Genomic DNA, 14,441 nt, shown 5'->3' with positions numbered 1-14,441 from the left:
TTGCTAAAACATCCTTTTCTAAATATCCCTTACAACCCACAACTATCCGTTCTCCTCAGAGGGATAGAGATTTATGATCGCGAACATACTCTTGGCGAGGAGTTACAAGAATACAATCCAAACGACATCGAAGATAGAGAAAAAATCATAAACCTCTATATACTTCCGGCATTGAACTACCTATCTTATAGACACAAATTTACTCTATTAGAAAAACTAAAAACCGAACTGAAAAACGAAAATACAGATTTTAGCGCTCTATTTGAGAGTGACTACGACGACCCTAAAACCATTGCATGGGATGAAGCGGACATAATAAATGCACGCGGTTTCTTTGAAAGAATCCTTTCAAATGCAGAAATAATATGGCATGAAGAACTAAAAAAAGCAGCATCGGAAGACCAGTCCGAATGGTGATTAGAATATAAGAGCAAACAAATCAAGCTAACACACCATTAAAATCAATCAAAAAATCGAAATTCTCGACGATACATTCTTCCTTAAAAAACCATAATACATATTTAAAACATGCTAAAAGATGAAAAATCCGACACTCCCTATACTCCCACACCATCCTATTTCCTAGGAGGATTTGATATCTATGATAGAGAAGAAACACTAGGTGTCGAGCTTGAAAAATACAATCCGGAAGACCCAAATGAACGCATAAAACTTATCGAGCGCTACTGCCTAGATAGATATAAACATTTATCACACAGGCATAAATTTCTTCTTTTAAAATCATTAGAGTCTGCGCTACTGGATAGAAACTACGACTTTGGGCAATTACTTGAAGACACTCCAGAAGAGCACTCTTCACTGCCATATGGCTGGGATGAGATGCAGAACCCAAGAGGTTTTTTTGAAGAAATATTCAGACTAGCAAGTTTACACTGGAAGGAAGATCTTGCTAAGGCAAGCCTTGAAAACCCATTAGAATGGTAATCAAAAGTAAAAAAGCCACTGCTTATCCGCTTGCAACTATCAGACCTAAAATTAGGGATAACTCATTCAATCGTGCACTCCAGACAAAGTGCATGACACTATTAGGTAATTAGTAAGCCGTATCACGCCATTTCTCCTGAAGCATTCCTACAACAGTCAAAGAATTTTCCTACAGCCAACATCGACTTCCATTAACTTGTGCCAAGGCATCCGTCTAGATAGCATCTTTAAGTCGCTGCGAAATCAGCGGTCGGATGTGGAAGTCCGTTCTATAGCTAAAGGCGCTAAAGCGTCCAAAAACACATGTAGGCATTTTCTTGCTCCTACATTATTGTGTTGCGGCCGCTGTGCGCGGGGCACCTTCGGGTGCGCCGGGTTCCTTTAGCCCCGGTCTTCCACACCCGCGTACAGCTGCCACCCTCATGTGGAAGTGAGAAGGCAGTTCATCGAATTGCTAAAGGAGCTTCACCATGAATCGATATATGCCCATCACCGGCATCGACAACAATTTTCCCTCGCTACTGATTGATACTCAGGCAGCTGTGGACGTGCTGCATGACACTGCCGCATACCGCATTCGATGCGTCACCCAACTACTTGAAACAATTTCTCTAACCGAAAACTTCAACAGCGACCCGCTACTGCTACAAGATTTGTCGCGAGTGATCGTCATCCCACTCCGCGACGGCTGCGACCTGATGGATGTCATTGGTCGCAGATTGCGGGATCAAGTTCTAAACGTTTAAGCCTGTTCTTTAAAAATCAATAATGTCCTGTCAGCGCAGCGTGACGACCTGCGCTGGCTTCTGACGCTGGCCAGCGTAAGTACCGCTACGACGCTCTCGGCCGCCTAAGGAGGGGGGTTAATCATGACAGCACTCTGTACGATCGCTGTAGTGAACAAGAGGTTCTTCTGAAAGGCCCTCGCGAGGGCTATATCGAGGTGTTCAAACCATGAAGTTACTCGCCCTGCTAAAAGACAACTTTACTTTCTCAGAAGATTTAAATATTTCCACTGAAGAAATTAGCAATAAAATCAATGAAGATTTTTCTTATAAAAATGATTACACAATCAAGAAAACAAGTCAGATATACAGCGATGAAGTATGCATACAAAAAAATATAGCCGACAGTTCAGGCATGCAAATGCCAGGATTCAAAGAGCTTATAAACGAACTTAAGAAAAAACCACCCACTGCAACTATTTCTATGCGATTCATTGATAGTAGCAGCTGGTCCGGCAGAGTTTTTTTTGATGAAAAAAATAAATTTGTCGGCCTAATACTAGGCAAAAAGCAAAATAAAAACTGGATAACTCCCCCAGACTGGGATGGAACTGAGGAAATGCTAAGAAAGTATAATACTGAAAACAAGTGACCTAGCATTAAAGCAGCCATTGGTCAGGATATCCCCTTACATCCTTTGCAGAATTCCCCTACAACCAGCATCGATTTACACAACTTGTATGGGACACACCCACAAGATAGGATCTTCAAGTCGTTGCAAAATCAGCGACAAGGGTGTGGAAGCCCTTTGAGATCCAAGTGAAAGAACCTCCGTTAAGCATGTTTTTACATGCTGTTAAATTATGGCGGTTGTATGCGGGGCACTTTCGAGTGCGCCGGGTTCCTGGATCCTCGGTCTTCCACACCCGTGTACAACTGCCACCCCTCATGTGGAAGTGATGCAGGCAGTTTCTGAAACTGACCCAGGAAGATCATCTATGTCTCGCTACATGCCCATCACAGGAATCGACAACAACTTTCCTTCGCTACTGATCGACACACAAGCCCCCGTCGATGTGCTGCATGACACCGCCGCATACCGCATCCGATGCGTAACCCGGCTACTCGAAACAATTTCTCTAACTGAAAACTTCAACAGCGACCCACTACTGCTACAAGACTTGTCGCGAGTAATCGCCATCCCACTCCGCGACGGCTGCGACCTGATGGATGTCATCGGCCGCAGATTGCAGGATCAAGTCCTGAACGCCTAAACCAACCGGGCGACGTAGTCGTCGCCCACTTTTTAGCAATCGCATCAAACAGAAAAACACTGCATTTTAAAAATCAGCAACGTCCTATAGCCTTACGATGCCGCCGGCCAAAAACTAACTCCCTCAAGCGGAAAAACCATCATGTTAACCGTCCCATTCACTGATTTACCTTATCAACCTACGATTGCATCTCTCTTGGCTGGCATAGATACAGAATACAAAAATGAAAACTATAAAATTGCGCTATTAAAACTTGACCCAAACAACCATAGCGATAGAAAAACAATAATCACCGATTACATATTACATCATCAAAACCACCTTACATACCGACACAAATTAGTTTTAATCGAAGAACTGAAAAAAACAATCACAGAAAAGGAGTACGACTTCAACTCTCTATTTGAGTACAACTATGACACCGAGGAATATTCCTCCTCACCATGGCCCGCAAACGAGATCATCACACCTCGGAGTTTTTTTGAGGATATTCTTAATACTGCACAGATTGTCTGGAATGACGACCTCGTAAAAGCTGCACTAGAAGATAGATCTACATGGTGAAAAGTTTCGCACTAACCTTCAACATATTAGTTCACCATAAGCACATGTCCCTCACAACGTTTTTATGCAAGGTAAAGAACTGGATGAAAAAAACCTACAGAGAATTTGCAAACATTGGATTAGCACCAATCAACTCCCTAGAAAATACGGTTGCTGTCCTTGGAGACATTCTCAATATAAATTTCATTAAAGACAATGAAGGAATATATGAAGAATACCCAGCTTTTCTAGCTAGCACGCAAACTCTCAGGTATGTCATTTTAGGGGTTCCATCTCCTGAAGAGGATTTGCGCGACACACCCTCCAATGAGTTCAACCTAATAGTTAGCTCCATAGACGCTGACCCAGACCTTCCAGAAGTTGATATGTCAGAACAGCTAATAAAAACACTAATAAAACATGAAGCCGTAAAATGCTGGAAGCTCAACCAAACCTAAAGTCTTTCTTGTAAAACTTCAAAAATACGTATCAAGCGCGGAATAAGGAACCAAGAAGGCAGGCCTTACAATGAAAATTAACTCCAAAGGAGCCTGATCAGCACTAGAGAATCGACTACCGAAAAGCTTCGCTGCCAGCCCCCCATCAAAGCGCTCTCCCAGCGACAAAAAACCGCAACCACCTCCCCCGCCAAACCCGTCATGCTCCCTCCCCCTGCGATCACACCCGGCGGGCACATTAACCTGCCGTAAACCCGGCAACCCGTACCCTCACCCCCACTGCCCATTTGTTTATTTCCCCATTCATCCGTTTAATCCCTATCCACCCCCCGCAACACAACGAAGACCCTCATGACTCGATACCTGCTTTACCCCCTCCTCCTGTTGTCTACCCTGATGACCGGCTGCGCGACGCAGCTCGGGGTGGCGCTCAATGGCACGCCGGATCCGGACTATGCCTTCGACCGGCAGGCGCCGGTGTTGGTGACGGTTACCCAGGGCAATGACGAGCATGCGCTCAATGCCCGGTATTACCTGCGCGACATGGTCAGTGCGATGAAGGACCAGGGGTTCCGCGAGGTGTTCACCGAGGCGACGCTGCCGAAGAAACATGCGCCGATCAAGATGACGGTGACCCTGGATATCGAGAGCAAGCAGGTGACGTATCGCTATACCGCCACCGAGTACGGGCAGGTGCCGACCAGCACTTCCACGGTGTGCAAGGATGGCAAGAAAAAGGACAAGCTGGTCTGCACCAGTACGCCCAATACCAGTTATGGCCCGGTGGGTACTTCGGAGCGCACCGGTTATGCCAGGCTGACCACCTTTACCGTGACCGCCCGGGACGAGGCCAGCAAGCGGGCAGTGTATCTGCTGCGGGCGTCGTCGCAGAACGACGATTGCCAGGACGGCAAGGTCGAGGCCTTTGTGGTTGAGCAGGGTTTGCAGAACCTGGATTTCCGCGACCGGGTGCAGCGCAGTTACAAGGTGACCATGCCTGACAGCTATAGCTGCAAGTAAAGCGTCTTTTGCAGGAGCGGCCGGTTGATGCTCGATTGCTCGCGATGCGGTGTGTCAGAACAGATGCTATCGCGAGCAAGCTCGCTCCTACAGGGGGAGTGGGCAGTCGGTCAGAAATCGTAGCGGCCGGTTACGCCCAGGGTCCGCGGGGTGCCGAGCAAGCCTTCGTAGCCGCCATTCCCGCCGGTCCACAGCGTGGTGTAGTAGGTCTTGTCGAAGGCGTTTTTCAGCCATAGCGATACGTCCCACTGCCCTTGCTCGTAGTTGCCGCGCAGGCCGGTGGAGAGGTTGACCACCGCATAGCTGGGGATCTGGCCGTAGTCGGAATCCTCGACGGTGCCGACCGCCTTGGAGCGGAAGGCGTAGCTGCCAGTGACGTAGGGTTCCAGGCCGTTGTCCAGGTTCCACTTGTATTCGCCGTTGGCGTTGCCGATCCATTTCGAGGCGCCGACCACCTGGTGGCCGCTGAGGTCGCAGGAGGCCGGGGCACCCGGGCGCAGGCTGACTTCGGGCGGGCATGGCGCGTCCTTGTAGGACAGGTAGCGCACGTCGTTGTAGGAGCCGTTGAAGTTCAGGGTCAGGCCACGGAGGGGGATCAGCGTGCTTTCGAATTCCACGCCCCGTGAACGCACCGAGCCGGCGTTGGTCAGGTACTGCACGCGGTTGTTGGCGTCGTAGGCGTTGGTCTGGTAGCCGTTGACCTGGGTCCAGAACAGGTTGGCGTTGAGTTGCAGGCGCTTGTCCCACAGGGTGCTCTTGAACCCCAGTTCGGCGTTGTTGGCGCGTTCGGTGCCGATCAGCAGCGAGTCGGCGCCGGCGGTGGGCGCCGAGCCGACCGCGAGGTTGACCCCGCCGGATTTCTCGCCGTGGGACAGGGTGGCGTAGCCCAGCAGATCATCGGTGAAGCGGTAGCTGAGGTTGAGCAGGCCCGAGGGGCTGGTGCTGTACTGGTTGAGGTCGCCGGAGTCGTAGGCCCCGGCCCGCCCGCGCCGCGCGGTGGCCGCGGCACCGCTCACCGCGGCGCCCCCCACCGGTGCATTGCGGGTCACCCAGGCGCTTTTTTCTTCATAGGTGCCGCGCAGGCCGGCGGTGAAGTCCAGGCGCTCGGTGAGGTGCCAGGTGCCTTGGCCGAACAGCGCGAAGCTGTCGGTGCGGATATGCCCGTTGCCGATGCTGGTGACGTTGTTCAGCGCGCCGCTCGGCGTGCCGTTCCAGATATCCGCCTCGGGTCCGTAATAGGCGAAGGTTTTGTTATCGAGGTCGGAGCCGAAGTAGTAGGCACCGAGCACGTAGTCGAAGAAACCGCCGGTCGGTGACGCCAGGCGGAACTCCTGGGACCACTGTTTATCCTCCACCGAGACCCCGGCGTTATAGCTGGCCGGCACATTGAGGCCGTCGTCGTTGCGCGGGGTGAAGTCCCACCAGCGGTAAGCGCTGACCGAGGTCAGGGTGAAGTCGTTGGGCAGGGTCCAGTTGGCCTCCAGCGAGGTGCCGCCCTGGAACACCGTGACGCGCTGGTCGTTGTCCAGGTTGACCTTGCGGTGCGTGCCGTCGACCAGGGTGGCCCCGGCCGCATTGGCCCGCGCCTGATACTGGTTGACGCCGTTGATGGTCGGCCCGGTGCTGTACAGCACCCGGGTGCCGGCGCTGGAATCCTCTTCGTTGTAGTCGCCGATCCAGCGCAGGTTGAAGCTGTCGTTGGGCATGAACAGCAGCTGGCCACGGAAGCCCTGGCGCGAGCCGCCATTCAGGTCATGGCCGTCGTGTTCGTTCTTGATATCGCCGTCGCTGCGGGTGCGATAGGCCGAAAAGCGCCCGGCCAGTTCGTCGTTCAGCGGGCCGGAAATGCTGCCCTTGGTCTGGAAGTAGCCGTCCTCGCCCACCGAGGTCTCGATGCTGCGCTCGGGGGTGAAGCTCGGCGCGCGGGTGCTGATGTTGATCACCCCGGCGGTGGTGTTCTTGCCGAACAGCGTGCCCTGGGGACCGCGCAGCACTTCCAGCTGCTCGATGTCCATCAGGTCGAACACCGCCATGCCCGGCCGCCCCAGGTAGACGTTGTCGATGTACAGCCCGACGCTGCCCTCCAGGCCGTCGCTGGCCGGGTTGTTGCCCAGCCCGCGGATCGACACGCTGGACTGGCGCGCGTGCATGTAGGCGACGTTGACGCTCGGCACCAGCTGCTGCAGATCCTGGATGCGATAGACCCGCTGGCTCTCCAAAGCCTGGCCACCGATCACGCTCATCGGCGTCGGTACGTCCTGGGCGCTCTCTTCGCGACGGCGCGCGGTCACGGTCACGGTTTCCAGCTGGCCGCTGGCGGCGGGCCGGGCAGCATTGGCCGGGGCCTCGGCGGGCGTTTCGGCATCAAAGGCATAGCCGTGTGACCAGCCGGCGCTACCGGCCAGCAGCAGGGCCAGCGGCAGGCGCTTGAGCCGTCGGGGCGAAGTGGGGGACACAAGGTGCAACGGGCTCATGGGCGGCTCCTGGGCAAAAAACAGACTGATCCGTATATTCTTTTAAGTTATTTATTTATGTTTTTAATAAGATTTACGGAATAAGAGATTGCCTTTATAAAGAGTCGACCTAATGCATAGCCAATGCATTTCCCCGATATTTTCAATGTGAAAAATGCATATCGATCTGCGCCAGCTCCGTCACTTCATCGCCCTCGCCGAGCAGCGCAGCTTTGTCGCGGCCGCGGCGGCGGTAAACCTGTCGCAATCGGCCTTCAGCCGCAGCATCCAGGCCCTGGAGCACAGCGTCGGCTGCCAGTTGGTGGATCGCGGGCGCAAGGACCTGGCACCGACCAAACAGGGGCTGGTGCTGCTCGAACATGCGCGGCGGCTGGTCAGCGGCGCGCAGCAACTGGCCAACGAGATCAGCCAGTTCAACGGCCTGGAGGCCGGCGAGCTGCGCTTCGGCTGCGGGCCGGCACCGGCGGCGGGCTTGATCCCGCGAGCCATCGGCAGCTTTATCGGGCGTTACCCCAAGGCGCGGGTGCAATTCCAGGTGGATGACTGGCAAACCCTGGGCAAACGCCTGCTCAGCGAAGAGTTCGAATTTTTCGTCGCCGACACCCGGCAGTTCGAGGCCAACCCGGATTACCTGACCCAGCGCCTGCGCCCGCGCAAATGGCATTTCTGCTGCCGCGCCGGGCATCCACTGGCCGAGCAGGAAAGCGTCAGCGCCGCCGAGCTGATGAGTTACCCGCTGGCCGCGACCATCCGCCCGCCGAACCTGCGCAAGGTGGTGGTCGATCTCAGCGGCCGGCCGGATTTCGTCCCGAATGTGGAATGCGAGAACAGCTACAGCCTGCTCGGCGTGGTGCTGCGCTCGGATGCCATCGGCATCGTCGGCGCCTACAGCGATGCGCTGCACAACGCCCGGGGCGAGCTGGTGTGCCTGAAGATCCAAGGCCTGGCCGAGGACCTGGAGGAGCTCTACACCCGCTACGGCATCGTCAGCCGCGCCGGCTACCGGTTGTCACCGCTGGCCGAGGCGATGATCGAAGAGATCAAGCGCACCGACGCGCTGGATGAGGATCTGTGTTCCCTGGAGAATTTCGCGGTCTGAAACACCAAACCTGTAGCCGCTGCCGCAGGCTGCGATAAGGCCGCAGGCCTTCAGCGATATTGAAATCGCCGCGCCCCTTCGGTGCGATCGCAGCCTTCGGCAGCGGCTACAGGGGGCGCCTTCGCCCCATGCAGGTCGTGCATGAAAACCATGCGCCAAATGCGCTTGTGGTAACGCCCGGCGACAGCGAAAACCCTCACCTGTCTTTCGATCGGTGAAGCCCATGTCCACCCCCGTCCACCCCGTGCGTAACGTGCTGTACATCATGTGCGACCAGCTGCGTCGCGATTACCTGTCGTGCTACGGCCACCCCCATCTGCACACGCCGAACATCGACCGCCTGGCCGCCGCCGGCGTGCGCTTCAGCCGCGCCTACACCCAGGGCACCATTTGCGGGCCGTCGCGGATGTCGGCCTACACCGGGCGTTATGTCAGCAGCCACCAGGTGGCGTGGAACGCCGTGCCGCTGCCCCTGGAAGAGCTGACCCTCGGCGACTACCTGAGCCCCCACGGCATCCGCACCGCGCTGGTGGGCAAGACCCACGCCACGCCCAACCTCGATGCCCTGCAACGCCTGGCGATCGACCCCGAGAGCCGGCAGGCCGGAAGCCCTCAACGAGGTCGGTTTCGAACCCTACGCGCGCCACGACGGGATTTTCCCCGACAGCCCGTTGTTCGACGATAAACGCGAGTCGGCGCCCTACACCCATTACCTGCGCGAACAGGGCTACCAGGGGCGCAACCCCTGGCACGACTGGGCCAACGCCGCCGAAGGTGAACAGGGTGAAATCCTCAGCGGCTGGCACATGCGCAATGCCCACCTGCCGGCCCGCGTCCCCGAGCAGCATTCGGAAACCGTCTACACCACCGACCGCGCCCTCGACTTCATCCAAGAGCAGGGCGAGCAGCCCTGGTGCCTGCACCTGTCCTATATCAAGCCGCACTGGCCCTATATTGCGCCGGCGCCCTACCACGCGCTGTACAGCGCCGAGCAGGTTATCGCCCCGGTGCGCGCCGCCGCCGACGAGGCCAGCGACCACCCGGTGTATGCCGCCTTTCGCCAGCATCAGGAGAGCCAGAATTTCTCCCGCGATGAGGTGCGCCTGAAGGTGGTGCCGACCTACATGGGCCTGATCAGGCAGGTGGACGATCAGCTCGGGCGCCTGTTCGATTTCCTGCAGAGCAGCGGGCGCTGGGACGACACCCTGATCGTGTTCACCAGCGACCACGGCGATTTTCTCGGCGATCACTGGCTGGGGGAAAAGGAGTTTTTACTGGAACCGGCGGTGGGCGTGCCGCTGATCGTGCGCGACCCACGGGCGGTGGCGGATATCAGCCGCGGTACGCTGGACGAGCGCCTGGTGGAAACCATCGATGCCCTGCCGACCTTCCTCGACGCCCTGGGGCTGCCCGGCGCCGAACACCGGCTGGAAGGCCGCTCGCTGATCCCGCTGCTGCACGGCACGGCGGGCGACTGGCGCCGCTACGCCATCAGCGAATACGACTATGCGTTCCAGGCCCCGGCCCGCGAGCGCCTGGGCCAGCCCATCGACCGCTGCCGCATGACCATGGTGCGCAGCGAGCGCTGGAAATACCTGGCCTACGACGGCTTCCGCCCGCAGCTGTTCGACCTGCACAACGATCCGCAGGAACTCCACGACCTCGGCGCCGACCCGGCCTATGCCGCAGTGCGCGAAGAGCATCTGGGCTATCTGTTCGACTGGCTGCGCGGGCTGAAGCGACGGACCACCATCAGCCACGCCGAGATCGACCTGCGTGGACAACGGTTCCGCTATGGCGAGCCGGAGGCGGAAAAGGTGGTGCAGATCGGGGTGTGGTGAGCACGCCGCTGCGCGGCTGATCGCGAGCGAGCTCGCTCCTACAGGAACCGTATACAACCTGTAGGAGCGAGCTCGCTCGCGAAAAAATGCAAGAACACCGCGCATCCCCAGGCTGCGGTCGCGGCGGTCTCAGGGCCCTCGGAGGTCCTGCGGACCTTTCGCAGCCTCGCGGGCTCGGCAGCGGCTACAGGTTGCCGCAAACCCCTGTAGCCGCTGCCGCAGGTTCGGGCCGCGTTCGGACGATCGCCCCGCAGGGACGCGGCGATTTCACAGCCCCTTGATGGTCTGGCTACGCTGCCCATGCACACCCACCGGCACGTCGCCCTTGAGGGTCACGCGGCGTACCACGCGGTCCTGGGTGCCGTAGTCGTCGACCGCGTAATGCTGGGTCGAACGGTTGTCCCAGATCGCCACGTCACCGACGGTCCAGCGCCAGCGCACGGTGTTTTCCAGGCGGGTGACATGGCTTTGCAGCAGGTTGAACAGGTGCGCCGAATCGGCCTGGGTGTAGCCCTTGATGCGTTTGACGAAGTGCCCGAGCACCAGGCTCTTCTCGCCGCTCACCGGGTGCACGCGCACCAGCGGGTGCTCGGTCTCGTAGACGGTGGAGGTGAACACCTTGCGATAGCGCTCCAGCTTCTCCACCGACACGTCCGGCTTGGCCCCGGCGTAATCGTATTCGTTGCTGTGCACCGCCCAGAGCTTGTCCGCCAGTTCGCGCAGCTCCGCCGGCAGCTCCTTGTAGGCCGTGGCGGTGTTGGCCCAGACCGTGTCGCCACCTGCGGCCGGCGCCACCACCGAGCGCAGGATCGAGGCCTTCGGGTAGGCATCGACGAAGGTCACGTCGGTGTGCCAGGAGTTGGCGCGCTGACCCTCGGCGCCGTCCAGTTCGAGCAGGTAACGGGTGCCGTCGCGCACCGGCACGGTGGGGTGCGCCACCGGCTCGCCGAGCAGGTGGGCGAAGGCTTCCTGGCTCTGGTCGTCGAGGTGGGCCTGGCCACGGAAGAAGATCACCTTGTAGTCCACCAGCGCCTGCTGGATGGCTTCGACCGTGGCGGCGTCCAGCTCGCCGGAGAGTTGCACGCCACGGATCTCGGCGCCGATGCGGCCGGCCACCGGGTGGATCTCAAGCGCCTGAACAGCGGGTTTAACGGCTAGTGCGGCATTGCTCATCGGGTCGACCCTCGTCTGACTGCTTACGGTTGAGCGGCAGCGAAACAACGCTCTATCTATATTCACTTTAGATCTAATAGATATTCACATGCTTCGTTGACGGAATAAGAGCTTGCATTTAAAACCTCATTCCTCACTCGTCGCAAATGCCTTCGGGCTATTTTTCGGATGCCGGGAAAGCATATGGATCTTCGCCAGTTGCGTTACTTCATCGCCCTCAACGAACACCGCAGCTTTGTCCGCGCGGCCGACGCCATGGGCATCACCCAGCCGGCCTTCAGCCGCAGTATCCAGGGCCTGGAGCAGGAGTTCGGCTGCGTGCTGGTGGACCGCGGCAACAAGGACCTGCGCCCCACGCCGGAAGGCCAGGTGGTGTTGCAGCACGCCCTGAGCCTGGTGCAGGGCGCGGCCCTTTTGAGCAGCGAAGTGACGCAGATGACCAAGCTCGATGCCGGCGAACTGCGCTTCGGTTGCGGCCCGGCGCCGGCAGTGAAACTGGTGCCCGACGCGGTGGCGCAATTCACCGGCATCCACCCCAAGGTGCGCGTCTGCCTGGAGGTGGATAACTGGGAAAAACTCAGCCGCAGCCTGAGCCGCGAAGAGATCGAATTCTTTATCGCCGACATCCGCCATTTCGAGGCCGACCCGAACTTCCAGACCCAACCCCTGACGCCCAAGCGCGGGGTGTTTTTCTGCCGCCCGGGGCACCCGCTGCTGGCCAAGGAAAGCCTGTCGACCAACGACATGTTCGACTACCCGCTGGCCACCACTTTGATCCCCCCGGGGATCCGCAAGCTGCTGGCCAACCTCAGCGGGCGCATCGACTTTTCCCCGACCATCCAGACCGAGCACTTCCCGGCGCTGGTGAAGATCGTGCGCCAGTCCGATGCGATTGGCGTGGGCACCGAAGAGGCGTTCGTCGAGGACATCGAACAGGGTTCCCTGGCGCTGCTGCACTGGCGCAACCTGCCGCAGAACATCGAGAGCATGAACGCCCGCTGCGGCATCGTCAGCCGCACCGGCTTCCGCCTGTCGCCGGCGGCCCGCAAGATGATCGAAGTGCTGGTGGCGGTGGATCGGCAGCAGGTCAGCCTCGCGGTGTAAGCCCGTAAAAACCCACCCAATTATTGGGCCGCCCACAAACCCTGTAGCCGCTGCCGAGCCTGCGAGGCTGCGACCGGCACCGCAGGGGCCGCAAAATCAGACACCGCATACTGCCCGGTAAACCGCGTGGGCAGGTTTGGCGAGGACTGCGTCGGAATGCCGCCCACCTCGATCGCAGCCTCGCGCTGCTCGACAGCGGCTACAGAAGCAGGGCATGCCATTCGAAATGCTTGGGCCGCCCCGAACCCTGTAGCCGCTGCCGAGCCTGTGAGGCTGCGATCGACCCGGGCCGCGTTCGGAGAACGGTCGCGGCGATCTCATGGTCGCAACGGGTCCGGCAGAGGATCGGGAATCAAGGTCCGGCGGACCTTATCGCAGCCTCGCAGGCTCGGCAGCGGCTACAGATCAACGCCGCGTTACAACCCCGCCGCCACCAGTTGCGGCGCCACCCATTCGCTGACCTTGAACGGCTTGCGGATCAGCCGCTGCTGCGCGGCCAGGTCCACCGAATCCTGCAGTCTGCCGAGGAACACCGGGTCCAGGGTCGAGGGGAAGATTTCGCTGAAGCGCTGATCCTCGAGGTCCTGCTGCAGCACCACCGGCGGGTAGCTGGCCAGCCCCGACACCAGCTCGATATAGGCCTGCTTGTTGCTGTCCTGGGTCAGCCACTGCACGGCCTGCTGCTGGGCCTTGAGCAGCTTCTCCACCACCTCGGGATGGGCGTCGACGAACGTGCCGCTGCCCACCAGCACCCCCTGCACGCTACCCGCGCCGCCCAGGTCCTTGGTGTTCAGCGGCACCTCGGCCAGGCCCTTGGCCTGCAGGGCGTTCAGGCCTGAGCTGCCCCACGAAGCATCGATCTGCCGGGCCGCCAGCGCCGCGACCGCCGCGCTGAAGTCGAGGTTGATCACTTTCAGGTCCTTCTCGCTCAAGCCCTGGCTGGCCAGCGCCGCATCGAACGACAGCTGGGTGGCCGTGCCACGGAACACCGCGACCCGCTTGCCCTTGAGGTCCTGCAAGGTCTTGATCCCCGACCCCGGCACCACTCCCAGGTACTGCTTGACCCCACGGGCCGTGGCGCTGAGCAGGCGGGTATCCAGGCCGTTGGACTTGCCGATGATCGCCGCCAGGTCCCCCAGGTAAGCCAGGTCCACCTGGCCGTTGGCGAACGCCTCGTTGATCACCGGGCCGGCGCCCTTGAAGAAATTCCACTGGATGCTGATGCCCTGGTCGGCGAAGGCTTTTTCGAGGATCTGCTGCTGGCGCAACACATCCACAATCCCGCCACCGCTGTGCTGGGTGCCGGCGCTGAGGTCCGGTACGGCGATGCGGATCTGCTTGAGCTCATCGGCCTGGGCCAGCAGCGGCAGGCAGCCCAGAAGTCCCGCCAGGGCCGGCGCGGCGAACAGACTGAAGATGCGTTTGAAGGGAAGGTTCATAAGGTGTGGCTCCTGGCTGCGACGGGCATTGAGGAGCAGAAGGTAGGCCCAAGGCGGTCCAAGCTTTAAATACTATAAGTTCACATTTTAATAACCTGTTCGAATAAACCAGCCAGGACGCGGCTCTGCGCGGCGTATGCATGGACAGCATCGGAAATATTCTCCAAATGCATTGGATGCAGCGTGCCTGGAGGCCTTAAATGGCCTCTCTTATCCCCAAATAGCATCGATATAACTTTTTATATAACCAAAAACAAAACTGTAGGAGCGAGCTTGCTCGCGATAGGCCGCAGGCCGGTTTTGGCCCCGATACCGCTATCGCGAGCAAGAACTGGGCGTCCCCCCT

The 14,441-nt window shown here is 58.4% G+C and carries 13 protein-coding genes and 1 pseudogene; 11 read left to right on the top strand and 3 right to left on the bottom strand.

The window, feature by feature from the left end; all coding sequences use genetic code 11:
• The 8 genes from IF690_RS02210 to IF690_RS02175 all read left to right on the top strand — a co-directional run bounded on the left by IF690_RS02210 (window position 1) and on the right by IF690_RS02175 (window position 4,965).
• Entirely contained in the window at window positions 1–417 is a 417-nt protein-coding gene (locus tag IF690_RS02210; RefSeq protein WP_202698670.1) for a hypothetical protein, read from the top strand.
• Window positions 418–528: 111 nt separating this feature from the next.
• Window positions 529–945, top strand: coding sequence for a hypothetical protein (locus IF690_RS02205; protein WP_202698669.1), 417 nt, complete (start codon window positions 529–531; stop codon window positions 943–945).
• Between the two features lie 470 nt (window positions 946–1,415).
• Window positions 1,416–1,691, top strand: coding sequence for a hypothetical protein (locus IF690_RS02200; protein ID WP_202698668.1), 276 nt, complete (start codon window positions 1,416–1,418; stop codon window positions 1,689–1,691).
• A 208-nt stretch (window positions 1,692–1,899) separates the two neighbouring features.
• Window positions 1,900–2,322, top strand: coding sequence for a hypothetical protein (locus tag IF690_RS02195; protein ID WP_124298241.1), 423 nt, complete (start codon window positions 1,900–1,902; stop codon window positions 2,320–2,322).
• Between the two features lie 346 nt (window positions 2,323–2,668).
• Entirely contained in the window at window positions 2,669–2,944 is a 276-nt protein-coding gene (locus IF690_RS02190) for a hypothetical protein (protein ID WP_202698667.1), read from the top strand.
• A gap of 141 nt (window positions 2,945–3,085) precedes the next feature.
• The gene (locus IF690_RS02185; protein WP_202698666.1) at window positions 3,086–3,508 is read left to right on the top strand and encodes a hypothetical protein; all 423 of its coding nucleotides are present in this window, start codon (window positions 3,086–3,088) and stop codon (window positions 3,506–3,508) included.
• Between the two features lie 83 nt (window positions 3,509–3,591).
• Window positions 3,592–3,945 carry a hypothetical protein gene (locus IF690_RS02180; protein WP_202698665.1) on the top strand — a complete coding sequence of 118 codons (354 nt, stop codon included), beginning with the start codon at window positions 3,592–3,594 and terminating at the stop codon, window positions 3,943–3,945.
• A 351-nt stretch (window positions 3,946–4,296) separates the two neighbouring features.
• Window positions 4,297–4,965: a hypothetical protein gene (locus IF690_RS02175; RefSeq protein ID WP_202698664.1), complete on the top strand. Its 669-nt coding sequence runs from the start codon at window positions 4,297–4,299 to the stop codon at window positions 4,963–4,965.
• Between the two features lie 110 nt (window positions 4,966–5,075).
• Here the strand turns inward: IF690_RS02175 and IF690_RS02170 are convergent, their stop codons facing one another.
• Complete coding sequence (locus IF690_RS02170) at window positions 5,076–7,439, bottom strand: TonB-dependent receptor (RefSeq protein WP_202698663.1); 2,364 nt, start codon at window positions 7,437–7,439, stop codon at window positions 5,076–5,078.
• Window positions 7,440–7,593: 154 nt separating this feature from the next.
• Between IF690_RS02170 and IF690_RS02165 the strand changes: the two genes are divergently transcribed.
• Both IF690_RS02165 and IF690_RS02160 read left to right on the top strand, forming a co-directional pair.
• On the top strand, window positions 7,594–8,538 hold the full coding sequence (locus tag IF690_RS02165; protein ID WP_202698662.1) for a LysR family transcriptional regulator: 945 nt from the start codon (window positions 7,594–7,596) through the stop codon (window positions 8,536–8,538).
• Between the two features lie 223 nt (window positions 8,539–8,761).
• A pseudogene (locus IF690_RS02160) lies at window positions 8,762–10,379 on the top strand (alkaline phosphatase family protein).
• A gap of 267 nt (window positions 10,380–10,646) precedes the next feature.
• Here IF690_RS02160 and IF690_RS02155 read toward each other — a convergent pair.
• The gene (locus IF690_RS02155) at window positions 10,647–11,552 is read right to left on the bottom strand and encodes a TauD/TfdA dioxygenase family protein (RefSeq protein ID WP_202698661.1); all 906 of its coding nucleotides are present in this window, start codon (window positions 11,550–11,552) and stop codon (window positions 10,647–10,649) included.
• A gap of 183 nt (window positions 11,553–11,735) precedes the next feature.
• Here IF690_RS02155 and IF690_RS02150 point away from each other — a divergent pair, with 183 nt between their 5' ends.
• A complete protein-coding gene (locus IF690_RS02150; RefSeq protein WP_202698660.1) occupies window positions 11,736–12,656 on the top strand; it encodes a LysR family transcriptional regulator in 921 nt (306 codons plus the stop codon).
• Between the two features lie 416 nt (window positions 12,657–13,072).
• On the opposite strand, the gene IF690_RS02145 is transcribed toward IF690_RS02150, so the two are convergent.
• Entirely contained in the window at window positions 13,073–14,095 is a 1,023-nt protein-coding gene (locus IF690_RS02145; RefSeq protein ID WP_202698659.1) for an ABC transporter substrate-binding protein, read from the bottom strand.
• Between the last annotated feature and the right edge of the window lie 346 nt (window positions 14,096–14,441).

This window comes from Pseudomonas sp. SK3(2021), from assembly GCF_016772375.1.
Classification (GTDB): Bacteria; Pseudomonadota; Gammaproteobacteria; order Pseudomonadales; family Pseudomonadaceae; genus Aquipseudomonas; species Aquipseudomonas chlororaphis_I.
This window is presented reverse-complemented; position numbering and strand designations above follow the sequence as displayed.